We start from the raw sequence: 24,372 nt of genomic DNA, 5'->3' as shown, positions 1-24,372 counted from the left end.
AAGCGTTTCAAGTTTAAGTCTAGCTAGCTCAAGACTTAGCGTTACATAGTTTATTTTTTTCCTGTCCACCTACTTAGATGCACCCTGATGGCTTTCCCGTTCCACAAGAGCGGGATTTTTATTATTGGAAAGCCGGAGCGTTAAGTTTCACAATATCTACTACAGATAAAATCACGTAGGGATGCCAAGATTAAAGATATAGCAGAGCTAAAGCTCAAACTAGGGCATCGATCGATCGAACCTCACCCCCAACTCTGCGAAATAACCCAAAAGCGGTAGCATAGTTTGGGAAACGGCATCAACTAAAGATGAACTTAGCGCCAGCAACAGTCCTGCAACAGGGCAAATACAAAATTAACGCGACTTTAGGGATAGGAGGGTTCGGCATCACTTACCGAGCTATCCACACCCATTTAAATCAAACCGTCGTACTCAAAACCCTCAACGAAAGTCTGCGCCAACACCCAGAATCTGCCCAATTTCAGCAGCAGTTTATTGCCGAAGCCCAACGCCTGTCGCGGTGTCAGCATTCCAACATAGTCAGGGTAATCGACTTTTTTGAAGAAGCCGGACAGTCTTTTATTGCAATGGACTACATTCCGGGCCAAACTCTCGCCCAAATAGTCGAAACCGATCGGCCGCTGCCAGAAGCCCAGGCCCTGCACTATATTCGGCAAATAGCCTCAGCCGTAAGTACAGTGCACCACAGCGGATTGCTGCACGGAGATATCAATCCAGAAAATATTATCCGGCGAGCCGATTCTCACGTAGTAATGTTAATAGATTTCGGAATTGCCCGCGGCTTTACTGCCGGCACCAAACGAACCCACACTAACTTGCTCTCCCCCGGGTACGCGCCGATCGAACAATACCTCTATGACGGTAAATGTACACCGGCCACTGACATCTACGCGATCGCAGCCACCCTCTACTACTTACTCTCCGGCGTGGCGCCCGTAGCAGCACCCCTGCGCGATCGCATTCCCTTGACTGAATTACGGCAATTTCAGCCCAACCTCAGCCCAGGAATCGAGCGAGCCATCCTTCAGGGACTCGAAATCGACCCCCACAACCGCCCTCAGACAGTCGAAAATTGGCTCACCATGCTGCAAGAAACAGAGCGAGTATCAGTAAAAAGAAAAGGCAAGCAAAGTCTCAGATTGCCCGCACCTCCCCCGCCGCAGTTGACTTTTCTGGCGTTTGTCGTAACGGCTGCAATTGCAGGCTGGATGGGTTTTGACCTAGCATGGCACTACAACAGCACCAGTCTCAGCAATCGTCCCAAAATTGAATCCTTCCCATCTCTGGAAGATTTGCTTAAATCCCGCGATTTGTCAGGGCCGATGTTCGGGCAGCCGTCTGTCGAAAGCAGCCCTCTCTACCCGATCGAACTCAACAAGCGCCCCAAACCCCCCTTAGACAGCATCAACATTCCCGAACAGATCGACGATCCCTCAGAAACTAGCGCCAAACCTTCTGAATCTCCAAGCCAGGAAACTCCCGCCCCAGAACCCGAAGCGGAACCTGAGCCATCGCCGAGGCCCGAACCAGCAGAGGAGCCTTCTGAGTCCCCCATTCCAGAGACTCAAACCGAAATCGAGCCAGCTCCCCAACCAGAAGCCGCACCAGTACCAGAAGTTGCGCCCCTGCCTGCAGAACCGCCCGCCGCGCCCGCCCCGCCTGCCCCTGGGAGTGCTAGCGCTGAAACCTTGCCACCGTCGGAATCAGCGCCGCCAGTAATAGCCTCGCCGATCGAGCGATCGCCTGAGCCTGCGATACCGAGCGGCAGTGGCAACAATTCAGATAGTTCGATCGCACCTGATTCACCACCCGCTGTGGCAGATCCCACGATACCTTTTCCCGAACCTGCGACAAATTAGTAGGGTTTTTGTTGGTTCAAAGTGCGGACAAATACTTGGTTTTATGACTCAGCAAATATCTGCTAAGGAGTTGAGATAATAAGCCCCTACCTAGCGAACCACTATCTTCCAAAAACTTCCGTCGAATCTAAAAATCCCCACAGTCGCCGTCTGAGTTTATCGAATATTTCCTATTTCCTCTGCCATCCAAATGCCATAAAAAAAATGCAGGACGGTGTTCTATTTTGATTTAAATTATGTTAGAATATGTGCGCGGCGCTGAGGTGGTGTGATGTCGCGTATTAATACTGCCAAGCTGCAAACATTTTGGTACAAAGCAACCCCAACCTCGAATTTGAGCCAGTGTAAGCAAGGCTTTTATGCTAAGCCGTGGCGCGTTAGACTGTTCTAACTCTCAACAATCCCATCGCCGACACTCGGGGTGGGAGTGTCAATTCCCCCAAAATTCCTTCCTTTGGGAGCAAGCATCATCGGGGACAAGCAAGTTATAATTTGTTGCGGAAGCGCACAGAGATTTTTTATGAGTAAACCCCCAGTTCATGCTTTTTTTGTAGGCAGAGCACTTGCCGAAGCACTGTACGAGCAAATAGAAAGCGCAGCAACCAACGCTTTCTCTGAACTCGGCAGATTTGACGCAGAACAAAGAGAACGCCTGCGGCAATTCACCGATCGAGTTGTGGAACGGGCAAATCGAGCTTCGGATGAGGCGATGCAGACCAGGACTGGCACTGCAAGCACCACGACCATTCAAGACATCCATCCTGCAGATTTGCAAGCGACTATTGACGAGCTTCGCGCCGAAGTGGCTCTGGTGCGATCGGAATTGCAGCGCTACCGCAGCAGTTTGCCGTAGCGATAGATTCTCCGACCACCACTATTATTTATGACTACGTGAGCGCATTGCTTTGCGCTCCTGCGCTCCTACTTTCAATCAAAGCAACAACATAAAATAAGCAATTTGGGAACCCAAGTGTCTGCTCTCCTTGATGACTCTGTTAATCGCCAGCGCTCCCCCAAGCACACTGGCGAAGCCGATGAGCCAAAAACTGCTAGTAAATCCTACAAAAGTAAAGCTTATCGCTGGAACCGCGAAAAATATTCCCGGAAGCGGCGCTTCTTCGACATTTGGGCCTTTGTTTTGCTCTGGCTGGCTTCGCTGTGGCTCGACAGCAAAAATTGGAGCTACTGGGGAGGCGTGACTGAAGAAAAGAAAGTTGCCAGACGCCGCTTTCAAGCTATCTGGGTTCGAGAAACACTCTTGGATTTGGGGCCAACTTTCATTAAAGTTGGGCAGTTATTTTCCACCCGCGCCGACTTGTTCCCCGCAGAGTTTGTGGAGGAACTTTCTAAGCTGCAAGATAAAGTCCCTGCTTTCAGCTACGAGCAGTTAGAGGCAATTGTTGAGCAAGATTTGGGCAAGACAGTTCAAGAACTCTACCGCAGCTTTGACCCAGTACCCCTGGCCGCTGCAAGTCTGGGTCAGGTACACAAAGCTCAACTGCATTCGGGCCCGGAGGTGGTGGTTAAGGTGCAGCGACCTGGACTGCGGAAGCTGTTCGAGATCGATTTGCAAATTCTTAAAGGAATTGCTCGCTACTTTCAAAACCATCCTAAGTGGGGCCGCGGCCGAGATTGGATGGGGATTTATGAGGAATGCTGTCGCATTCTGTGGCTGGAAATTGACTATCTCCATGAAGGCCGCAATGCTGATACTTTTCGGCGCAATTTTAGCAACTGTGACTGGGTGCGGGTGCCGAGGGTTTATTGGCGGTACGCGGCTCCGCGAGTGCTGACTTTGGAATACCTGCCGGGGATTAAAATCAGCCACTACGAAGCTTTGGAAGCGGCAGGTATCGATCGTAAATTAATCGCTCAGTTGGGGGCAAAAGCTTATTTGCGGCAGTTGCTCAACGACGGTTTTTTCCACGCTGACCCACACCCCGGCAACATCGCTGTTAGTGCTGACGGTTGTCTGATTTTCTACGATTTTGGCATGATGGGGCAAATTCAGTCGAACGTCCGCGAAGGACTGATGGAGACGCTCTACGGCATTGCTTCCAAGGATGGACAGCGGATTATGGATTCTCTGATCAATTTGGGAGCTTTGGTGCCTACGGGTGATATGAGTCCGGTGCGCCGATCGATCCAGTATATGCTGGATAACTTCATGGACAAGCCTTTTGAAAATCAATCGGTGAGCGCGATTACGGACGACCTTTACGATATTGCCTACAACCAACCTTTTCGCTTCCCAGCTACTTTTACTTTTGTAATGCGAGCTTTTTCCACCATCGAAGGGGTGGGCCGAGGTTTAGATCCCGAGTTCAACTTTATGGAGGTGGCACAACCTTTTGCCATGCAGCTTATGAGTAATGGAAATGGCCCTGATGCAGGTAGCAGCATTTTTAACGAAATCGGCCGTCAGGCGGCTCAGGTGAGTTCGAGTGCTTTGGGTTTGCCCCGCCGGATTGAGGAAACGATTGATAAACTCGAACAGGGAGATTTGCGGATTCGCGTCCGTTCTGCAGAAACAGAGCGCTTGCTCCGCCGCATGAGCAGCGCTCAAATGGGCACGAATTATGCTTTGCTGATGAGTGCTTTTACTTTGTCGGCGACAATTTTGTTTGTCAGCAATCAAGTCTGGCCGGCTGTCGCTGTGGCAGTTCTGGCGGCGGGTGCAGGGTTTGCTATGCTGCGTTTGTTCAAGCGGATCGATCGTTTAGACAGGATGTCATAATTGTGCAATTCGCAATTTGAAATTTCAGATTGGAGATTTCTCGCCAGCCAAAATTTGAAATCGAATGTTAAGTTTTGGCTGGGTGACCACAGATTGCTGAAATTTACAACACTTATGCGCTTTGAGGCTAAAAACCCAGTTTCTGCCTAGATTTCTCGCCAGCAAAACCTCTAATTTTTGGTATAAATCCAGTTTTTTTGCAGGTGCTGCTTGATTTACCGAAATTTTAAGATGGGATTACCATCATACGATCTACAATATGAGGTCAAGGAAGTGCAATTTTTCCAAAACTCGCGATCGTGGGGCGCAGAAATTTCAACTGCTGTTCGGGATTTAAGTTTTGGAAGAAAACATCGCACCCCATTAAATCAAGCTTTCAAGTTCGATGAGTCCAATCACCCAATCTATGAAACGCTCTTTCGCAGGTAAGACAGACACAGGGCTAGTTCGTTCCGTAAATCAGGATTCGTACTACATAGACTCTGACGGGCGATTTTTCATAGTGGCCGATGGAATGGGAGGACACGCCGGAGGTCAAGAAGCCAGCCGGATTGCGACTGAGGCGATTCAATCTTATTTGCTAGAACATTGGGAAGGGCCTGAGGATTCTCCGCTGTTGTTGGAAAAGGCTTTTTTAATTGCCAATCAAGCAATTTTGACGGATCAGCTCGACCACCCGGAGCGTGCTGATATGGGAACTACGGCTGTGGTTCTAATGTTTAGGGATGAGGGCAGACCCTGGTGCGCTAATATCGGGGACTCTCGCTTGTACCGACTGCACGGCTCTCGCTTGGAACAGATTACTGAAGACCAGACTTGGGTGGCTCAGGCTGTGAAAAGAAAAGCTCTAACTCCCGATCAGGCTCGCACTCATCCTTGGCGTCACGTTTTGTCCCAGTGTTTGGGCCGCGATGATTTGCGGGAGATAGATATTTTGCCGGTGGACGTGCAGCCTGGGGATCGCTTGCTGCTCTGCAGCGATGGCTTGACTGAAGAACTTTCGGATCCTTTGATAGCTTCGCCTCTGAAGTCGATTCGCGCCTGCGAGGGCGCTGCAAATGCTTTAATTCAAGCAGCTAAGGATAAAGGTGGACGCGATAATATTACTGTGGTGATCGTAACGATCGACCTCAAATAATATTCCATCGCCAGATCGCAACCGACCATCCAAAATCGAAAAATCTAAAATCTAAAATCTAAAATCTAAAATCTAAAATTGAATGACCCGCGTTATCGGTTTGATCAGTGGCACGTCGGTGGATGGCATTGATGCTGCTTTGGTGGATGTGCTCGGTTCCCAAACAGACTTGAAAGTGCAATTGGTGGCCGGCAAGACTTTCCCTTATCCTGCTAATTTGCGATCGCAAATTCTCTCGGTTTGCAGTGGCTCAGCTTTGTCAATGGCTGAACTAGCACAATTAGATGATGCCATCGCTCAAGAATTTGCCACGGCGGCATTGACAATTCAAGCAGAATATGATACTCCCGAATTAATAGGCTCTCACGGTCAAACCGTCTACCACCGACCTGCTGGGAAAGCCCAGAAAGACAGCGCCGGTGGGTTAATGGGCTACAGTTTGCAACTGGGGCGGGGCGCGCTAATTGCAGAATTGACAGGCATTACTACTGTGAGTAACTTTCGAACGGCAGACATTGCAGCCGGGGGTCAAGGAGCACCGTTAGTGTCAATAGTTGATGCCTGCTTGCTGGCAGAACCCAACCGCAGCCTCTGCATCCAAAATCTGGGCGGAATTGGCAATGTTACCTATCTTCCGGCAAGAGGAAAAGGGGGAAACAATGACGAGTCTGAGATTTTCAGTCTGGGGGATGGCATATCGGGCTGGGATACAGGCCCGGCGAATTCCCTGTTAGATTTGGCAGTGCAGCACTTCTCAGGTGGCACTAAGACGATCGACGAAGGTGGAGCTTGGGCGGCATCGGGAACTCCCTGTCAAGCTTTAATCGATGATTGGCTCGCATCAGAGTTCTTCCGCCAAGCACCGCCGAAATCAACGGGGCGAGAGCTATTTGGTGTAGACTATTTTGACAGGTGTTTGGTCGAGGCCCAAGGTTACAACCTCAGTCCTGCTGACGTGCTGGCTACTCTGACAGAACTGACTGTTGCCTCGATCGTTCACAGTTACCAAACTTTTTTACCGGCTATGCCCGATCGAGTTTTACTATGCGGGGGTGGCAGCCACAATCTCTACTTAAAACGCCGATTGCAATCTCAATTGCATCCAGTGCAAGTGTTGACTACTTCTGAGGCAGGCTTGAATGTAGATTTTAAAGAGGCGATCGCTTTTGCGGTTTTAGCCGCATGGCGGGTTCGGGGCATTCCCGGTAATCTGCCTCAAGTTACTGGTGCCCGGGCACCGGTACTTTTAGGGGAAATTAACTCTTGTTGGCACAGTTGGGCGTGATAGCATAGAGTCTGAGGGACAACGGCTGTGCGTTGTTGCACCAGCATTGTAGCCAGCAGGAAAAGCATAGGAACAGCACTGTGGCTCACACGTTTTTAATGGAATCTGGCCAATGGACGCTCGAAGGAAGTTGGATTGAGCGCAATGGCGTGCCAATTACGGTTAAAGGCAAAACTTTAGTGAGCTGGAACCGAACAGATTGGTTCAGTATGGTGACGAAACTCGTGTTTCCTGGAGGCGATCGCGAAGAGATTATTTTGCAGTACCGAGGACACCTCAACAGCGATGAACGGCAGTATACTTTTGTACTCCAACACAGCGAACTCGGCCGCGTCGAGGGCGAAGGTTGGATTGCTCCCCAGTCGATCGTCCAGCGTTATTGGGTATTGGGAGACGAACGCCAGCGACGAACGGGTTTTGATACCCTTCACCGCGTTGATGATAACCGATACTACCAATCTAGTGGCATCATGTCGGGTCATTACCTGACGAGTACGATGGAAGCGACTCTGGAACGTCAGCCGGAATAACTCTTTCTAGAGTCAACACTTGCGAGTTCTAGGGTTAGATGTGAAAATTAAAGGTTTTGCTAGTCGGGGGTCGCGCTCAGATGTCCGACTAGCGCCATTGTTGTCAAACCTCATCCGCTGCAAGTAAAGACAAATATATTGAATTTGTGAAAAATTTTAATTGGTTAAAAAATTAACCCTTATTATTAATAGTTATCCAATTTCCGAGCCGAGGCGCGATAAATTATGTTTGCGCTCTCCTGTGGTCGATCGACAAACTGCTTAGCTCGACTCCCGAATTCGAGTGAAATCCACAAAGAAACTGTCCAATTTTCATCAAGCCTCTACACAGGCCCTCTACCTTCTGCCTTCGAGTGACGCCCCATCACCCCCAACTCCTTTCCGCCTGAGGGAAGAGAGTAAGAGACGGAGGTCGCCGACTGCGACTCTTTGCTAGTCAACACCTGGGTTAGGTTCTAAACCCCAGTGGTGTTTCAGAAAATGGCGGTACATGGTTTCCCGCAGCATCATTTGCTCGTAAAGCTTGACCAAAAACTCCTGAGCTTGTTCGCGGCTCATGTCACTTACCTGTGTTTTGAAGGAACACAGGCTAAATTGCTGTTCCAAAGACAATTCTGCTGGTTGGCTCATGACTTTGACTCCTCTGTAAGTAAAGGTGACTTAAAACTGAACACCTGGATTAACCAGATTTGTAAGTTGTTTCAGCGATCGACCGTTGGTTTCGGGATACCCGATTGCCCATCTGGCTTTAGTCTATATTACAAAAGGTAACAATAATTTGACAAAGTTACCATATGTCCGAGGAAATAACTTACTTAGGGACAGAGATGGCGAGATGTCTGCAAAAGTTCCTTCTGCAGGCATATACAACTGTATCTACTTGTCAAGAGGAAAAAGGCTCAGTACGAACCAAAAGAATTGAAGCCCTTTATACCAAATCGGGCCGAGCTTCTCTCCGCGAGGGGGAGAGGGGGAAATGAGGAGATGAGGAGAGGGGAGATTGGAAGATGAGGAGAGCGGGAGATTGAAAAATGAGGAAGATGGGGAGAGTGGAAGATGAGGGAGCGAAGATAGGGAGAGTCTGAGAATTTCTATTTCTCTGTTCTCCCTTCTTCCTTCTTCCTTCTAACTAATTCGAGGGCCGGCCATCCTGGGGTGGAGTGGCCGCTCCGGGTCGGAAATTGGGAGCAGCGGGTGCAGGCGAAACAGGAGGAATGCCCTGATTTGCCCCAAAGTTGCTAGGCTGCTGTGGAGCCGGAAGAGGAGATTGAAACTGATTGGGATTGAACTGCTGCTGGCCTGGAGCGGGGAGAGGAGATTGAAACTGATTGGGATTGAACTGTTGCTGCCCCGGAGCCAGAGGAGACGGCAGGGGTTGACCGGAATTGCCGATCGCAGGTGCTGCAGGAATGCCAGAATTGGGCAGCGAGGAATTTGGCAGCGGGGAAGGAGCCGAACTAGGAAGAGTTGCCAGGGCAACTCGATCGCCCCCTACCTCTCTCAATTTGTCTAAAACCTCGACAACTTTGGCATATCTAGCATTTTGAGGAGCGTACAGCACCATCAACCCCGTAGGATTTTGGGTTTGGAAACTTTTTAAAACTCGATCGAGCTGTTGGTAATTAACAGGCAATTGGTCGATATAAGTTTGCCCGAAATCGTCAATGCTGACAATCAGCATCTCTCGCATTTGCGTTTGTCCCGTCTTCGCTTTAGGCAAATCGACATTAATTGCTTGCTGGCGAGTCAGTTGCAAAGCCGCCAGGAGAAAAAACGTCAGAATGCAAAAGATCACGTCAATTAAAGGCACCAGTTCAATCCGAGCCTCTTCAGCAGGAGTATCTAAGTGAATCTTCATGCGTTCTCCTTAGTTCTAATTATTAGAAGGTGAATCTTCAGCCGGATCGGAACCTTTCAATTTCGGCTCCCGGTTACGTTCTCCCGCTTCTTGAGAATTGAGAGAACGCTTGTTCAAACCATCTGCACCAAAAGAAGAATTGCTGTATTCTGCACCGGGCGATCGACCCTTAGCATTAGCTGCAGGCCAGTATTGCCTGTAAAGCAATTCCAGTTCATTTCCAGCTTTGCGAAATATTTTTGCCTGGTTGAACAAAAAAGCTTGAAATATCCGATAAAACGCCAAGGTAAAAATTGCTACTACCATCCCAGTAGCAGTGGTGATCAGCGCCTCGCTAATCCCCAAAGTTACGCCTGTTGTTGCCGCCGTGCCGATGTCGCCCAGACGGATAGAACTGAGCGAGTTAATCAAGCCCAGAACTGTTCCCAGCAAGCCCAACAAAGGAGCTAGAGCGATCGTAGCTTCTAAGATTTTGTCACCGCGACGCATCGAAGCCAACTCTTCATCGGCTGCTGCTTCGAGTGCGAGTCGAAACAAATCTGGTTCAGGATTGTACAGGCGCAGAGGTGCAGAAAGAAATCGCCCGATCGGCTGTCGGTTAGCTTGTCTGGCAATCTCGTTAGCCGCCCCCCAATCGCTGCGAGCCGCTTCCAGAATGCGGTTAACTATCTGCTTTTCTTTGCTCAGGAGGCTTGCCCAAAACCACAAGCGCTCGATAATTGTACTCAAAGATAAAATCGATAACACCAACAGGGGCCACATGGCGGGGCCGCCTTTTTGAAATAGTTCTTGAATATTCACAATATTTTTGCTCCTGCAGTACCCGCTAACTTTTGCTTCTGTTCTACTTTTTTTAACAAATCTAAAACCATTTAATTTTAGCTATTAATGTACTCAGGACTTACGCACTCGCGACTAAAGAACGCCGGTTTTGCGGAGCGGGCATCGGGGTGCAACGAAGTATTTTCGTCGAGGAAACCCGGTTTCTGGGTAAGTCTTGGTACTGTTTTCTAGTGCCTGCGGGCGATGGGCGGCGACTTCATCACAACTCGTCTAAATCTTGACACATATCTTGGAGTGACTGGTGTTGAAGGCGGCGGGAAGAGCGGCGATATTTTTTAGTTTGCAGCTTCGGTTCGTAATGCTGCGTACCATCAGACTTGGTTTGCTGCTTCAAACTCGATTCGGCGCTGCTGGAGTTTTGCAGAGCTTGTTGGCGGACGATCGCCTCTTCGAGAAACTGCAAGTAATATTCATAGCGCTCCCAACCGCCCCGCACCACACAGTTAGGCTCGTCTCGGTGCGAACAGTCGCTAAACTGGCAGCTATCCGAAGCCAGCCTCTGGCGCGCTTCTGGGAAATATTCCGCTAACTCTGAGGGATCGCATTCGAGAGCCGGCTGATTAAAGCCCGGAGTATCGGCCAAAAGTCCGCCGCCGGGGAGTTCAAATAGTTCGACGTGGCGAGTCGTATGGCGCCCGCGGCCGAGTTTGCCGGAAACAGCGTTCACTCGTAGGTTCAGCGCCGGGATCAGTTGGTTGATCAAGCTGGACTTGCCAACCCCAGAAGGGCCACAAATTACCGTTATTTTTCCTTGCAGGTGGTCTAGAAGCAAGTTCGGCAACGGGCTATGTACGGGGTTTAACGGATGTAACGGCTTGACCGAATTTGGGACTTCGGGGTTATCCTCAGAACTCAGCATAGGTGGCTCTATTTTCTCCACTAAGTCACGGAAAGGCGGTTCCGATGCAAAAACTTCATTTTGATCGTTAGCGGGGGCTTCCTGAACTCCTGCACCGCTGCGGACGCTAATAAACATTGGTTCGTAGCCCCAGCCTGAAAGTCGATCGCGCCACTGTTCCAACTCCTGGGGCGTGACCAAATCGCATTTGTTCAGGCACAAACTCACTTCTAAACCTGTAGATTCGGCCTTAACTAAAAACCGAGTTAATGATGCGGGATCTAAGTCGGGTTCAGCAAGGGCAAAAACCAGGAGAATGCGATCGGCATTAGCTACAGGCGGGCGGTTGAGTTCTGTTTGGCGGGGGAATACTTCAGAAATTGCACCCCGGCGGTCAGTCCAGTCGGGTTCGTCTACCACCACGCGATCGCCCACCATCACCTGTTGGCCTATTTTTTTCAGTCGAGTGCGACGAGTGCACAGGAGAGTCGGAGAATCAGCGAGGGGAGCATTTTTCCCGTCAATCGAGACTCCAGGATCTAACCTCACTTGATAGAAGTTAGCCTGAACAGCAATTACAGTACCCACGATTGAGGGCGAATTCAGGCTCATCCTGCTTCCTTGTCTTCTGGGCGCTGCACTTTCATTGAAAAAAAACCCGACTCCGGCTCATCCGCGACAAATTGCGTGTCCAGAATCTGGTAGCCTTCCATTTTAAGACTATCAGGTACTTGTTCGATCGGCTCTCCAGCGTCCAGCCATACCTCCAAAACTGCTCCCGGTGCCATTTGCTCCAACCGCAGTTTAGTGCGGACAAAATTGAGAGGACACGGGGTACCCCGCAGATCTATTTTGGCATCTGGGGATTTGGGACTTTCAATTTTTGATGTTGAATTCATAATGCTTTTTGCAATCTCCAATCCTGAAATCCTTAGTTTTTTAAACAAGTTGCCTGGACACTGGAGAATCTAAAATTTTCTTTCCAATTGGACACAGACTATTATTCTTTCTGAAAAAAGTGAGCGCAATTGCGCCCACTTTTTTTAGCGCTGCTGAAACGCAATGCCTAGGAACAGCCCCACCTGCCTTTTTTGTGAGCAATTGCACACAATTTTTTGACAGATAGTAAAACAAATGGCCGGGGAATCCTGAAACAGGAAAATTTGACACCAATTGGTGTCAAAAATTGCTTATTTCTGAAACAAATTACCCAGAAATCCTTCCAAGCCGCCTTTACCAGTACGATCGCCCTTCAGCTTAGCAAGCTGCATCAGCAATTCCCGTTCCTCAGCCGTCACCTTAGTCGGAATGTCAATAGACACCGTAATCAAATGATCGCCTCGACTGACTGGATTTCCCAACCGAGGCACCCCTTTTTTCTCCAAAGTCAAAACCGTATTTGCCTGAGTTCCGCTAGGAATCAACAATTCCGTCGGCCCGTCTACAGTTTCCACTTCCAACCGGCACCCTAAAATTGCTTGCAAATAACTAATTTTCACTTCCGAGCTCACGTTAGTGCCGTCGCGCTTAAATAGCGGATCTTCATTCACCGCCAAGAACACGTAAAGATCTCCGGGCGGTCCGCCCAGTTTGCCGGCATCCCCTTCATTGGAAACGCGCAAGCGAGTACCGTTGTCAACCCCAGCCGGAATTGTGATTTTCAGCTTTTTCATCACTTCTTTCTGCCCCCGGCCGCCACAAGTTTCGCACTTATCCTCAATCACTTGCCCGGTGCCGTTGCAAGTGGGGCAAACTGAAACTTGAGTAAAGCTGCCGAAAGGAGTGCGGGTAGCGCGTCGGACTTGACCGCTGCCGGTACAAGTCGAGCAAGTTTGGGGTCTGGTTCCCGGTTTGGCCCCAGTCCCGGTGCAAGTTTCGCAGGTTTCTAAATGCTTGATGCGAAGTTCTTTTTCGCCACCAAACACTGCTTCCCGAAAATCCAGTCGCAAATCCAGACGCAAATCGTCTCCGCGCACGGGCCCGCTGCGCCTCCGACCTTGCTGTTGTTGGCCGACACCTCCCTGAAAACCCTGAAAGAAGCTTTCAAAAATATCGGCAAAGCTGTCACCGAAGTCTTGGAACCCAGGCGCGCCTGCACCGCTGACCCCTGCTTCGCCGAAACGGTCGAAACGGGCGCGGGTTTCTGGTTCTGAGAGTACCTCATAGGCGCGGTTAATTTCTTTAAACCGCTCCTCAGCACCGGATTCTTTGTTGACATCTGGATGGTACTTGCGAGCTAGGCGGCGGTAAGCACGCTTAATTTCTTCTTTGTCTGCGCTGCGAGAAACGCCTAATATTTCATAGTAATCACCGGCCATAGAGCTGCTTGCCTGGAGGTAAATAACAAAAAGTGTACGAAAAAGAAACGGGCGACCTTTCCTGAAATTACAGATTAAAAATCAAAAATTCTCATTGTTAATTTTTAACTTTTAATTTTTAGCTTTTCAGTTTTAAAGGAAAGGATTCATATCATCAACTTCTGGTTCGGGAACCTTCTGTTTTTGTTTTGACTGTGGATTTGGCTGTCGTTTTGACTGTCGTTCCGGCTTTGGTTCCGACTTTGATTCCGGCTTTGGTTCCGGCTTTGGTTCCGGCTTTGGTTCCGGCGGAGCTTGGGGCGCCACCAACAGCTCTTCTGTCAGCAAAATGCTGTCGTCGTCGGCTTTAACCTCTTCTGGTTCTGATTCTACTTCTGACCTCATCTCGCTTTCAACAACAGCTCCTGACGGGGCTACCCCGCTGCGGGCTTGGTCATAGACTGCTGTCCCCAGCGAGTATAGCAGTTGCTTGAAAGATTCGATTGCGGGCGTGAGTTCCTCGACTGTGATGTCGGGGTTAGTCATCGCTGCCCGCAAGGCTGCTGCGGCTTTTTCCGCTTCTGCCTTAAGGTCATCGCTCAGCAGTTGCGCGTTGGTTTTTAAAGTTACACCACAATTATAGACGAGGGAGTCAGCTTGATTTTTGAGTTCGACGAGTAGAGCGCGCTTGATGTCCTCGTCGGCGTAAAGTTCGGCTTCTTGTCGCATCCGCTCGACTTCGGTTTCGCTCAATCCCCCTGTATTGGAAATTTGGATGCTTTGTTCTTTTCCGGTTCCCTTGTCTTCAGCGGCAACTTTGAGAATCCCGTTGGCATCGATTTCAAAGGTAACTTCGATTTGAGGTACGCCGCGAGGAGCTGGGGGAATGCCTTTGAGCAGAAACTTGCCGAGACTTTTATTGTCTTTAACCAATGCCCGCTCGCCTTGGAGGACGTGAATTTCTACTGAGGTTTGCCCGTCGGCCGCCGTGCTGTACATTTGCGATCGGCTGGTGGGAATAGTTGTATTGCGCTCGATTACTTTGGTGAACACTCCGCCCAAGGTTTCGAGTCCCAGTGAGAGCGGCGTCACATCTAGCAGCAGCAAGTCTTTGACCTCACCACCCAAAACTCCGGCTTGAATTGCCGCGCCTACGGCTACAGCTTCGTCGGGATTGACTGATTTATCGGGAGAAACGCCCCCAAAATACTTGCTAATTGCCTTTTGAACTGCCGGAATCCGGGTTGAGCCTCCCACTAAAATAATTCTGTCTATATCTTTCGGGGTCAAACTTGCGTCTTTGAGGGCTTGAGTCACCGGATCGATCGTCGCTTGCACCAAATGAGCCACCAGTTTTTCAAACTGAGCTTTGGAGAGTTCCATTTCCAAATGCTTCGGCCCTTTTTCGTCCGAGGAGATGAATGGCAAATTGATTGAGGTGGATTCTCGGTTGGAGAGTTCGATTTTTGCTTTTTCGGCCGCTTCTCGGAGGCGCTGCAAGGCCATTTTGTCTTGTGAGAGGTCACTGCCTTCTTGAGTCCGGAAAGCTTCTACGAGCCACTGGACTATGCAGTCGTCAAAGTCATCTCCTCCGAGATGGTTGTTACCGGAGGTAGCGTTGACTTCAAAAATTCCGTCTCCCAGTTGCAGGATCGAAACGTCAAAAGTACCGCCGCCCAGGTCAAAGACCAAGATTTTCTGTTCTATATTTTGCTTGTCCAGCCCGTACGAAAGGGCTGCAGCCGTCGGTTCGTTGACGATCCGCAGGACTTCTAGACCCGCGATCGTACCGGCGTCTTTAGTAGCTTGCCGTTGGGCGTCTGTGAAATAGGCTGGCACTGTAATCACGGCTTGGGTAACAGTTTGTCCCAAATAAGCTTCAGCATCTTGCTTGAGCTTTTGGAGTACCATTGCCGAGATTTCTTGGGGAGTGTGAACCTTGTTCCGAATTTGGACGTTAACGGTATCGTCTTTGCCTTTTATGCAGGTATAGGGAGTCCGCGCTCGTTCTTCTTCCGTGTCGTCCCACCGCCGTCCGATAAATCGTTTGATACTGTAGACAGTATTTACAGCATTAGTTACAGCTTGCCGCTTGGCTAGTTGACCTACTAAGCGATCGCCCGCCTTGCCGAATCCTACTATACTCGGAGTTGTCCGGCCGCCCTCGGAATTGGCGATCACGACGGGTTTACCGCCCTCTAACACAGCTACGCAACTGTTAGTTGTGCCTAAGTCAATTCCAATAATTTTTCCCATAGCGCCTCATAAAACTTTGTGGGATGTTTGGAAACCTCCAACTACAAGTTGGGGGAGGAAAAACGACTCAGCTTGTTCAAACAAGCATCACCCGATCCGATTTCTAGGAAATAAACTTGATGTCCTAAAGCAATATCAAAGACCGGTAAAAACATTTTTCAGAATTTTTGGAGAAAGCGCTGACTTGCTTTTAGTCATCTTTAAATTAAGAAGTTGGTGAGTCTGCCACCTGGGAGCCCCCGAATTCTATTCGGGGGTCAGTGACTTTGAGGAATGCAGTAGCTTGTATCCCGATTAACCTTCCGAACTATCGGGATTTTCATCTGAGGCTACCACAGATAGCCCAGCCGCTGCAACTTTCACTTTGGCGTGCCGCAAGACGCGATCGCCCAGAATGTAGCCGCGTTCTAGTTCTTGGATAATTGTTCCTTCCTCTTGTTCGTCAGTTGGCTCGCTCAGGAGAGCTTCGTGGAGGTTGGGGTCAAACTGTTCACCTTCGGGGCGCATCGGAGAAACCCCGATTTGCTTGAGGCTATCTACCATTTGCTTGTAAACGCTTTGGTAGCTTTTGTGAATGTTCATTTCGCCGTCGGTTTGCGGCTTGATGTGCGATCGAGCGCGCTCGAAATTGTCGATTACCGGCAACAGGGGTTTGATCGTGAGACACCTTGTCTGTAAATCTAGCTCTTCCTTTTCCTTTTGGGTACGCCTGCGAAAGTTTTCAAAATCTGCTGCTAAGCGGAGATTTTGATTTTTCAGTTCTTCTAGTTGAGCGGATGCGGCTTGCAACTGAGTTTTTAAAGCCTCTTTTTCCTCGGTTACCTGCGCCAGTTCATTCTTCCAAGGCTCGGCCGCGTCGGCAGTCGGACTGTTTGTTGAACTGCTGGTGACGGTAGGCCCCGACGCGTTTGCTGGGGTGCGATCGCCCTGAGCACTTTGATAAGCTCGAGCAAGTTCGAGCTCCCAATCCGCCGATTCGTTCGAGTTTTCTGGGGCCGCCGGATTTTCGCTTGCCATTGGCGCACCCTCTGGGGTGGCTTCCCCAGTTGAGTTAGGATCTTGATCTTGCTGTTTTTCCTCGTCAATCATAAAAGCTGCGCGACAGAACCCTATCAATTCTAGCAGATACAGTTAACCCGGTAAATCTAGAGGACTCGAATTGTCTGTGTATGGCACAATCTGAAAAGAGGCAAACTCGCCAGAGATCGAGACGTTGCTCAAAGCTTTTCATAAAATATTCAAATACCCGTTTAGATATTTACGTATAATATGGTCGCAATGGGGGCAACCTAACCTTTGTTTGTTCCTCGTTTTTAATTAACGCGATCGCCTTTACACAATTTTTATAAGTATATTTTGCTGTTAGCTATACTACAATATTGTCACCTCGGCAACTTGATGTTTCAAGGCTTACTTAAAACGATAGTCACTTAAGGTTACTATCGGTGAGGCTGTTTTTGTGGCAAGCTGCTGCTGGCATTTATTACTATTGTATGAGTTTTTAATTTCGGGAGAAAAACGAATTGGTATTGAGTGACTAAGTAGCGATATGTGTGCTTGTGTCACTGAGATACTATGTTGTTAATTTTGATACGAATTGGGCCTAGCTTTTTCTAATTTAATAAAGCATAATTAGCTTTAAATGTCGAATTATTGGCAAGCAAATGAGAGAAATTAGCTAGTCTAACAGAGGTGATTATTTGTATATTAAACTGATATCTAATTGGTGGACTTTCAACATTCATGAGCCGTTAAGCTTACGTCACAAAGGTTCAGACAACAAAGAAGAATTAAAGTAATATTTAATGCTCCAAAACTAGAGTAGCTCAAAATGGGCCCTGGGGACTGATGCAGCCGACGATCGGACACTGACCGATCGCAGATAATTAATCAAAATATATTTCACAAGGGCGATCGAGGCTTTCGTAAAAGCTATCATCACAGAACATAGGTCATCTTGAATTTAGTACAGCTAACCGCGCCACCACGGGCGCTGTAATTTGAGCAAACAATTTGGGAAAATAGAATCAGCCTGGGAAGGGGACACGCCCCACCCCGCTTTTCTCTCCCGGTACGGGAAATCCCAAGTGATGTGCTCTGACGCTATAACGAGAGTATCCCGCAAGTTAATCAGGTAAGTAAGCAACTTAGCACTCAACGAACAAGATTTGATTGCAAGCACCGGCAAATCCCTCCAACATCTCGTCAATTTGTGGACGAAGCTTAGAGGGGACTTCGAGCTTACACTTGAGAGATAGGGATTGAGCAAGAAAATGATAGCTGATCCACAAGCAAAGAATACGGGGGTTAAAACCCCGCCTTGGTTTTCCTCTCAGCACTCTTTGTGACTGAGTTTCCCACCTATTGAGTGTTTTTTATGACTAGCACATCCCCGCTGCGCTCCACATCCATAGTTTCTGTGAGCCAATTTCCTCCGGCTCTCACCAAGATGATTCTGTCGGGTTACGTCAACGGCGAGCAAGTGAAGCAAGCTCAAATTGAAAGCCAGAAGTCGGGCAAGCGTTTGACGGAGGTATTAGAAGCACTTACCGGGCAGCCGTTACCCCCAGAATTGCTGCGACTTTACAAGAAGCAGCAGATGTTTGAACGGAAGATAGTCTACGGGGTTGAAGCATTTGACCCGGAGATGAGCCAAATGTCTAACGAGCAACTCGGAGTTATGCTCGACGCGTTGAAGATTTCGATCGACATTTGTCACCAAGGTCGGTTTTTACCCGTAGCGAAGACTGAAACTGAGCCGGCGGCGGTTTTAGTGGCAATGGTAGATCCCGACAACCTCAACGCTATAGAAGATTTGCGGCGGATTTTACAGCCTCACGGCTTGGCTTTGCAGCGGCGGGTGATTACGCCGGATGATTACCAGGACATTACTTCTGCTTATCAAGACGAACAAGTTAAGAGGGAAGCTAAAAAAGCTGAAATCGAAAAACAGAGAAAGATGGATTTAGGGGAGGGAGATTTTGGCGAGCTCTCGCTAGAAGAGGAGAGCACTGACCAAGAAGACCTCGCTAACACGTTGGACGATGCAGAGGCTGCTCCCGTAATTAAGGCCGTAAATATCATTTTGGCTAAAGCTTTGTCGGAAAAAGTGTCTGACATCCACGTAGAACCTCAAGAAGAGTTCATGCGGATTCGGATGCGGAAAGACGGGGTGCTCCAAGAGTATTTCCGGTTTCCCAAGCAGGTAGTCGCATCGATTACCGCTCGTTTCAAGATTATTGCCAACCTGGATATTGCCGAACGCCGACAAGCTCAAGACGGGCGCATCCGCCGGGTGTTTGAGGGACGCACGGTGGATTTCCGGGTGAATAGCTTGCCTTCGCGGTACGGCGAAAAAATCGTGCTGCGGATTTTGGACAGTTCCAGCACTCAGTTGGGTTTGGGTTTGTTAATCTCCGACGAAGAAACTCTGGCTTTAGTGCGAGAAAGTGCTAGCCGTCCGTTCGGATTGATTTTAGTGACGGGGCCGACGGGTTCGGGCAAGTCCACTACTCTCTACTCGATTCTGGCGGAACGGAACGATCCGGGGGTTAATATCAGTACGGCGGAAGACCCGATCGAATATGCTTTGCCAGGAATTACCCAATGTCAAGTAATTCGGGAAAAAGACTTGACTTTTTCCAACATTCTGCGGGCATTTTTGCGGCAAGACCCTGACGTGATGCTGGTGGGGGAAACGCGGGACAAGGAAACGGCCAAAACGGCTTTGGAAGCTGCTTTGACGGGACACTTGGTGCTGACGACGCTGCACACGAACGACGCAGCCGGGGCGGTCGCGCGTTTGGCAGAAATGGGCGTAGAACCGTTCATGGTTTCGGCCGCTCTGTTGGGCGTGTTGGCTCAGCGTTTGATGCGGCGCGTTTGCGACAAATGCTGCATTCCTTACCAGCCTACTGCCGCAGAACTCGGCAAGTATGGTCTGTCGGCTTCTCAAGAAATTGATCTAACTGTTTACAAAGCCAACACTGTACCGGTGGAGGAAAGGAAGGAACTGGCAGAAAGCGAGCAACTTTGTCGGAAGTGCGGTGGCCTAGGCTACAAAGGACGGGTAGGGGTTTACGAATTCCTGAAGAATACTGAGCGGCTTCAAACTCTGATCACTCAAGGCGCTCCCACAGAGCAAATTAAGGAAGCAGCAGTAGAAGAAGGGATGAAAACCTTGTTGGCTTATAGCTTGCAGTTGGTGCGGGAAGGCGCGACTACTTTTGAAGAAGTCGAGCGGGTGACGTTTACTGACTCTGGCCTGGAGGCTGAAATGAAAGCCAAACGAAAGCAGGGACTTACCTGCAAAACTTGTCAGGCGGAATTGAAGCCGGAGATGCTGGATTGTCCCTACTGCTTGACACCACGCTTTTTGGATTGATTCGGCAGTTAACTGTTGACTGTTAACTGAGCTAGATTGGTCAATAACTATCAATTCGATCGAGGAGAGGTATCTATGGGTCTGATGATTGAAGACGTACTGGAGTCCCTGGTAGAGCAAGGGGGTTCGGACATACACATCCAAGCGGGGGCGCCTATATTCTTCCGAGTCAGCGGGAAACTAACTCCTCAGACGCAATACGGCGACATTCTGTCTGCTGAGGAAGTGCAGATCCTGATTTTCCAAATGCTCAACAATATGCAGCGCAAGCAGTTGGAAATGGAGTGGGAACTCGACTGCGCTTACGGCGTTCGGGGATTGGCTCGGTTCCGCGTTAATGTCTATCGGGAGCGAGGTGCTTGGGCTGCTTGTATGCGGGCTCTGGCTTCTAAGATTCCTAATGCAGATGCTTTAGGCGTGCCGCAGATTTTGCGGGATCTGACGGAAAGACCCAGGGGTATGCTGTTGGTGACGGGACAAACGGGTTCTGGGAAAACTACTACGATGGCGGCTTTGTTGGATCTGATCAACCGGACGCGGGCGGAACATATTCTAACAGTTGAAGACCCGATCGAATACGTGTTTCCTAATATCAAGAGTTTGTTTCACCAGCGCCAAAAGGGCGAAGATACTAAGAGCTTTGCTAATGCGCTCAGAGCAGCTTTGCGCGAAGATCCTGATGTAATTCTGGTGGGGGAAATGCGGGACTTGGAAACAATCGGTCTGGCAATTTCGGCTGCAGAAACGGGTCACATGGTGATGGGAACGCTGCACACTAATTCGGCGGGTGCAACGATCGATCGGATTTTGGACGTGTTCCCGCCAATTCAACAACCCCAAGTTCGCGCCCAGGTGTCTAACTCTTTGGTGGGAATTTGCAGCCAAAATTTGGTAATCAAAGTTGGGGGCGGCCGCTGCTGCGCTATGGAAATCATGGTAAATACTCCAGCTATGGCTAACTTGATCCGGGAGGGAAAAACTCCCATGATTTACTCCCAAATCCAAATGGGGGCAAAATTGGGTATGAGGACGATGGAAATGGCCCTCGCTGAACTTTACAAGAGCGGTAAAGTCACTTGGGAATCGGCAATGGCCAAGGCTTCTAAGGCTGACGAACTCGAACGCTTGATTGGTCCAGCACCTGTTGGCGCCAAGGTAGGAGCTCATTAATTCAGTCGGCAGTCATTAGTCAGGAGTCAGCAGACTGAATTAATGACTGATGACTGATGAGTCATAAATTTTAATAAATTTTCAGAGGTGAGCTGTGGCTACCAACGTTATCCGCCAAAAACCGAAAGGTGGCTTTGATTTCAGTAAGATTCAGGAGCAAATTGAATATAACCTTACCAGCCTTACTGTTAAGGATATGGCTATTTTTGCTCGTCAGTTTGCGGCTATGTTTAATGCAGGGGTGGCGATCGTGAGATGCCTTTCCGTGCTGCACGAGCAGTGTTCTAATGCTAAGCTGAAGCGAGCGCTCAGGAGCATGAATGCTGACGTGCAGGAGGGGATAAACTTGGCGGAGGCGATGGCTAAGTTTCCTGATGTTTTTGACCAACTGTTTATCAGTATGGTTGCGGCGGGAGAAGTCGGGGGGGTGCTAGATGAAACTCTAGACCGTCTGGCGGTGATGATGGAAAAAAATCACAAGACGGAGGCTGAAATTAATTCGGCCATGTCTTATCCGAAGACTGTGTTGTTTGTTGCGATCGTGATTTTTTTCGCAATGACCATATTCTTGCTACCAACTTTCGCTAAGATATTTAAGGATATTGGTGCAGATTTGCCGACTTTTACGCTGATAATGTTGGGAATTAGTGCATTTTGTACGGCTTGGCCTCCGATCCAACAGATAACAGTTATTGGGGTAATTATAGCGCTCAAAATTGCCTTCGATATGTACTACAAAACTCCAATAGGTCACCTACAAATTGATAGGATTGCGATGAAATTGCCTATTTTTGGCGATTTGATCGAAAAATCGGCTGTGGCTCGGTTTTGCGTAATATTTGGGTCGCTGACGCGATCGGGCGTTCCAATTCTCAATTCTTTGGAAATTGTGCGAGATGTGGCGGGGAATCAGGCGATATCTAATGCGATCGAATATGCGAGACAGGAAATTCAAGGCGGCGGCATGATCAGTATTGCTTTGCAAGAACAAGCTGTTTTTCCGGCTTTGGCCATTCAAATGATGGCAATTGGCGAGGAGACAGGGGAACTTGACAAGATGCTGATGAAAGTTGGCGCTTTCTACGAAACGGAAGTGGAAGAAGCAGTAAAAGGACTTACCAGTATGCTAGAACCTCTGATGATTGTGGTCGTCGGTGGTATCGTAGGTTCGATTTTGCTGTCGATGTATCTGCCGATGTTCGCAGTGTTCCAGAAGTTGGGCTAATTAGTTATTAGTTATTAGTTAGTAGCAATTAACGCATAACCAATGACTATTTCACTCGTCCCCAGGCTCTTCTTTGGCAGACTTTTGGAGGAGGCACATCCTCGATTAAAAGGAGAAAACAATTTGGAGGCAGAGCCTCCAAATCTTCCTTACCAGGGTCTTCCCATTGGTGAAAAATTACGAAAATGTCACAAAAGTCAAGTAGGATAGGCAGACAGATTTAACTGCTGCCTAATCCTGGCTTTAGGCTCCAGGGTAAACGCATCTTAATTTGAACCCAAAATATGCTACAGTTAAATCCGAGTAAATTTCAATGTAGTTATTGTAGTTAATGGGTGCTATCAATGGCAAAAGGTTTTACTCTAACTTTAAATCACCAACAAAACAAACAGATTCATTGCCTTCGGTGAATATATTAAATGCCAGTTTTTTAGAAAAATTTTCCAATTTGAAGGCTCCCAGAAGATAAAAAATAAAAAAATATTCAGAGATATTACAGGGGAATCGCATCTTAATTAAGGTATAATGGTGAGGGAAATTTTTCAAACATTTGACAGCATCATTCAAGCGCAGCTCGTAAACTAAAGAATGAAAATTGAGTGTGATGCTGATAGCCAGCTAAGCACGCTCGCTGGGGTTCCACCTAGTTAATTTATCTCCATCAGGTGTTCTTGCCTAGGGCGTGTTTTCAAACTATAACCACAACAGAATGCAGGCGATCGTAATCATGGCTGTATAATTGGCAGGCAGCTTCTCATATCGAATAGCACTCCGACTCCATTGCTTGAGTTGGTTGAGAGTACGTTCAACTATGTTCCGTTGCCGCTAGATTTCACGGCAGCCTTTTTCCATCTGCCTCAGTGAGGGATACCTGCCGGAAGTCCATTCCCAGTTTAACTGCTTGTTGGTCGCCGATACCGTCTCCACCGCAGCCCTGCCAGAGGCAGGTGCATTTTCGGTCATTTGTCAAGTACGATTTATACCAAATTAGATGCGATTACCCTACACTCATAACCAATAAATATGGTTCACTTTAACGTTGCCTTTCAACACTTTAACTCCTTTACCGATATTACCCTATCCCTGGCGAAAACTTTACACGAAATGGGAATTCCTATTTCTGTCGAACCTTCAACAATAGCCTCTCATCTCAGCCGCAATTCGACAGCGGAAGAAAACGACCTGCTAGAGAAGTGGATGAACACCACACCCTCAGATTTATTTCATATCAAATGGTCTCATTACTGGAAACCTTATTTTTTAAAAGAACTCAACGGACATCTCAACTTAGAACTTTTTGCGATTAATTACGAATTCGCCAAAAACACTGATGATTATGATTACTGGATTTACGATGCTGTTAACACTTCATCTCACAAACTAGCCGTCAGCCAATATTCTAAGAACGTTTTAATAAAAGCTGGATGTCCGGCAGCCAACGTATCAGTCATGCCTCTAGGTTTCAATCCTTTAATCTCGCAACTCTATTTGCCCAGACCGCAAAAAACCCAAAAAGATGTAAAGTATATTCTGCACATGACCAATTCTTTTGATTTGTATAGATTTGGCACGGATTTGGCAATTCAAGCTTTTTGTCAAGAGTTTAAAGATGATTCTAACGTAGAGTTAATTATCAAAGATGGTGGCAAAAATCCTGATGTTATAGTTGAACACCTCGTAAATATCGAAAAACAATTCGGCAAGTTCAAGTCAAAAGTTCAAGTAAAGCCTAAATTTTGTACTAAAGCAGAACTAGCTGATTTATACTTGTCAGCCGATGCTTTTTTAGCTCCGTTTCGCGGCGAGGGTTTTGCGATTAAAATTTTGGATGCCTTTGCAGCAGGTTTGCCCGTTGCTATGACTATGTACGGTGGTCCGACCGAGTACGCCAATGCTGATAACTGCTATCCCATTGCTTACGATCTAATTCC

19 protein-coding genes are annotated in these 24,372 nt (G+C 48.4%); 10 read left to right on the top strand and 9 right to left on the bottom strand.

The window, feature by feature from the left end; genetic code table 11:
* Nucleotides 1-308: 308 nt before the first annotated feature.
* The 6 genes from QUA45_RS21470 to QUA45_RS21445 all read left to right on the top strand — a co-directional run bounded on the left by QUA45_RS21470 (nt 309) and on the right by QUA45_RS21445 (nt 7,570).
* Complete coding sequence (locus QUA45_RS21470) at nt 309-1,880, top strand: serine/threonine-protein kinase (protein ID WP_333222061.1); 1,572 nt, start codon at nt 309-311, stop codon at nt 1,878-1,880.
* A 520-nt stretch (nt 1,881-2,400) separates the two neighbouring features.
* On the top strand, nt 2,401-2,733 hold the full coding sequence (locus QUA45_RS21465) for a DUF6825 family protein (RefSeq protein WP_333100175.1): 333 nt from the start codon (nt 2,401-2,403) through the stop codon (nt 2,731-2,733).
* Nucleotides 2,734-2,850: 117 nt separating this feature from the next.
* Nucleotides 2,851-4,617, top strand: a complete 1,767-nt coding sequence (locus QUA45_RS21460) for an AarF/ABC1/UbiB kinase family protein (RefSeq protein WP_333100176.1) — start codon at nt 2,851-2,853, stop codon at nt 4,615-4,617.
* A 406-nt stretch (nt 4,618-5,023) separates the two neighbouring features.
* On the top strand, nt 5,024-5,755 hold the full coding sequence (locus QUA45_RS21455) for a PP2C family protein-serine/threonine phosphatase (protein WP_190274384.1): 732 nt from the start codon (nt 5,024-5,026) through the stop codon (nt 5,753-5,755).
* 82 nt (nt 5,756-5,837) lie between these two features.
* On the top strand, nt 5,838-7,040 hold the full coding sequence (locus tag QUA45_RS21450) for an anhydro-N-acetylmuramic acid kinase (RefSeq protein WP_333100177.1): 1,203 nt from the start codon (nt 5,838-5,840) through the stop codon (nt 7,038-7,040).
* A gap of 80 nt (nt 7,041-7,120) precedes the next feature.
* A complete protein-coding gene (locus tag QUA45_RS21445; protein WP_015176194.1) occupies nt 7,121-7,570 on the top strand; it encodes a hypothetical protein in 450 nt (149 codons plus the stop codon).
* 432 nt (nt 7,571-8,002) lie between these two features.
* Here QUA45_RS21445 and QUA45_RS21440 read toward each other — a convergent pair whose 3' ends face one another.
* The 8 genes from QUA45_RS21440 to grpE form a co-directional block, all read right to left on the bottom strand.
* Nucleotides 8,003-8,200: an NblA/ycf18 family protein gene (locus tag QUA45_RS21440; protein WP_333076458.1), complete on the bottom strand. Its 198-nt coding sequence runs from the start codon at nt 8,198-8,200 to the stop codon at nt 8,003-8,005.
* Nucleotides 8,201-8,699: 499 nt separating this feature from the next.
* Entirely contained in the window at nt 8,700-9,428 is a 729-nt protein-coding gene (locus tag QUA45_RS21435) for a biopolymer transporter ExbD (RefSeq protein ID WP_333100178.1), read from the bottom strand.
* Nucleotides 9,429-9,443: 15 nt separating this feature from the next.
* A complete protein-coding gene (locus QUA45_RS21430; protein WP_333100179.1) occupies nt 9,444-10,229 on the bottom strand; it encodes a MotA/TolQ/ExbB proton channel family protein in 786 nt (261 codons plus the stop codon).
* Nucleotides 10,230-10,470: 241 nt separating this feature from the next.
* Nucleotides 10,471-11,721, bottom strand: coding sequence for a ribosome small subunit-dependent GTPase A (rsgA, locus tag QUA45_RS21425; protein ID WP_333222060.1), 1,251 nt, complete (start codon nt 11,719-11,721; stop codon nt 10,471-10,473).
* Nucleotides 11,718-12,008: a sulfurtransferase TusA family protein gene (locus tag QUA45_RS21420; RefSeq protein WP_333100181.1), complete on the bottom strand. Its 291-nt coding sequence runs from the start codon at nt 12,006-12,008 to the stop codon at nt 11,718-11,720. Before QUA45_RS21420 ends, rsgA begins: the two co-directional genes overlap by 4 nt.
* Before the next feature lie 291 nt (nt 12,009-12,299).
* The gene (dnaJ, locus tag QUA45_RS21415; RefSeq protein ID WP_333042223.1) at nt 12,300-13,427 is read right to left on the bottom strand and encodes a molecular chaperone DnaJ; all 1,128 of its coding nucleotides are present in this window, start codon (nt 13,425-13,427) and stop codon (nt 12,300-12,302) included.
* Between the two features lie 132 nt (nt 13,428-13,559).
* Nucleotides 13,560-15,662 (bottom strand): molecular chaperone DnaK, encoded by a 2,103-nt coding sequence (gene dnaK, locus QUA45_RS21410; protein ID WP_333222059.1) that lies wholly within the window; start codon nt 15,660-15,662, stop codon nt 13,560-13,562.
* A gap of 294 nt (nt 15,663-15,956) precedes the next feature.
* Nucleotides 15,957-16,751 (bottom strand): nucleotide exchange factor GrpE, encoded by a 795-nt coding sequence (gene grpE / locus QUA45_RS21405; RefSeq protein WP_333222058.1) that lies wholly within the window; start codon nt 16,749-16,751, stop codon nt 15,957-15,959.
* Nucleotides 16,752-18,039: 1,288 nt separating this feature from the next.
* On the opposite strand from grpE, the gene QUA45_RS21400 reads away from it, so the two are divergent.
* The 3 genes from QUA45_RS21400 to QUA45_RS21390 all read left to right on the top strand — a co-directional run bounded on the left by QUA45_RS21400 (nt 18,040) and on the right by QUA45_RS21390 (nt 22,441).
* Nucleotides 18,040-20,046 (top strand): GspE/PulE family protein, encoded by a 2,007-nt coding sequence (locus QUA45_RS21400; protein WP_333100184.1) that lies wholly within the window; start codon nt 18,040-18,042, stop codon nt 20,044-20,046.
* A gap of 75 nt (nt 20,047-20,121) precedes the next feature.
* On the top strand, nt 20,122-21,216 hold the full coding sequence (locus tag QUA45_RS21395; protein WP_333222057.1) for a type IV pilus twitching motility protein PilT: 1,095 nt from the start codon (nt 20,122-20,124) through the stop codon (nt 21,214-21,216).
* A gap of 94 nt (nt 21,217-21,310) precedes the next feature.
* Entirely contained in the window at nt 21,311-22,441 is a 1,131-nt protein-coding gene (locus tag QUA45_RS21390) for a type II secretion system F family protein (RefSeq protein WP_333222056.1), read from the top strand.
* 693 nt (nt 22,442-23,134) lie between these two features.
* Here QUA45_RS21390 and QUA45_RS29240 read toward each other — a convergent pair.
* Nucleotides 23,135-23,254, bottom strand: coding sequence for a hypothetical protein (locus tag QUA45_RS29240; protein WP_445251274.1), 120 nt, complete (start codon nt 23,252-23,254; stop codon nt 23,135-23,137).
* A 210-nt stretch (nt 23,255-23,464) separates the two neighbouring features.
* On the opposite strand from QUA45_RS29240, the gene QUA45_RS21385 reads away from it, so the two are divergent.
* Nucleotides 23,465-24,372 (top strand): glycosyltransferase (locus QUA45_RS21385; RefSeq protein WP_333222055.1); only part of this gene is annotated, 908 nt, incomplete at its 3' end.

The organism is Microcoleus sp. Pol12A5, from assembly GCF_036701435.1.
Classification (GTDB): Bacteria; Cyanobacteriota; Cyanobacteriia; order Cyanobacteriales; family Microcoleaceae; genus Microcoleus.
This window is presented reverse-complemented; position numbering and strand designations above follow the sequence as displayed.

Bases quoted from the DNA above. Each gene is read 5' to 3' on its own strand.
- QUA45_RS21470 (WP_333222061.1), top strand. From the start codon at position 309: ATGAACTTAGCGCCAGCAACAGTCCTGCAACAGGGCAAATACAAAATT.
- QUA45_RS21465 (WP_333100175.1), top strand. From the start codon at position 2,401: ATGAGTAAACCCCCAGTTCATGCTTTTTTTGTAGGCAGAGCACTTGCC.
- QUA45_RS21455 (WP_190274384.1), top strand. From the start codon at position 5,024: ATGAAACGCTCTTTCGCAGGTAAGACAGACACAGGGCTAGTTCGTTCC.
- QUA45_RS21450 (WP_333100177.1), top strand. From the start codon at position 5,838: ATGACCCGCGTTATCGGTTTGATCAGTGGCACGTCGGTGGATGGCATT.
- QUA45_RS21440 (WP_333076458.1), bottom strand. From the start codon at position 8,200: ATGAGCCAACCAGCAGAATTGTCTTTGGAACAGCAATTTAGCCTGTGT.
- QUA45_RS21435 (WP_333100178.1), bottom strand. From the start codon at position 9,428: ATGAAGATTCACTTAGATACTCCTGCTGAAGAGGCTCGGATTGAACTG.
- rsgA (WP_333222060.1), bottom strand. From the start codon at position 11,721: ATGAGCCTGAATTCGCCCTCAATCGTGGGTACTGTAATTGCTGTTCAG.
- QUA45_RS21420 (WP_333100181.1), bottom strand. From the start codon at position 12,008: ATGAATTCAACATCAAAAATTGAAAGTCCCAAATCCCCAGATGCCAAA.
- dnaJ (WP_333042223.1), bottom strand. From the start codon at position 13,427: ATGGCCGGTGATTACTATGAAATATTAGGCGTTTCTCGCAGCGCAGAC.
- dnaK (WP_333222059.1), bottom strand. From the start codon at position 15,662: ATGGGAAAAATTATTGGAATTGACTTAGGCACAACTAACAGTTGCGTA.
- grpE (WP_333222058.1), bottom strand. From the start codon at position 16,751: ATGATTGACGAGGAAAAACAGCAAGATCAAGATCCTAACTCAACTGGG.
- QUA45_RS21400 (WP_333100184.1), top strand. From the start codon at position 18,040: ATGACTAGCACATCCCCGCTGCGCTCCACATCCATAGTTTCTGTGAGC.
- QUA45_RS21395 (WP_333222057.1), top strand. From the start codon at position 20,122: ATGGGTCTGATGATTGAAGACGTACTGGAGTCCCTGGTAGAGCAAGGG.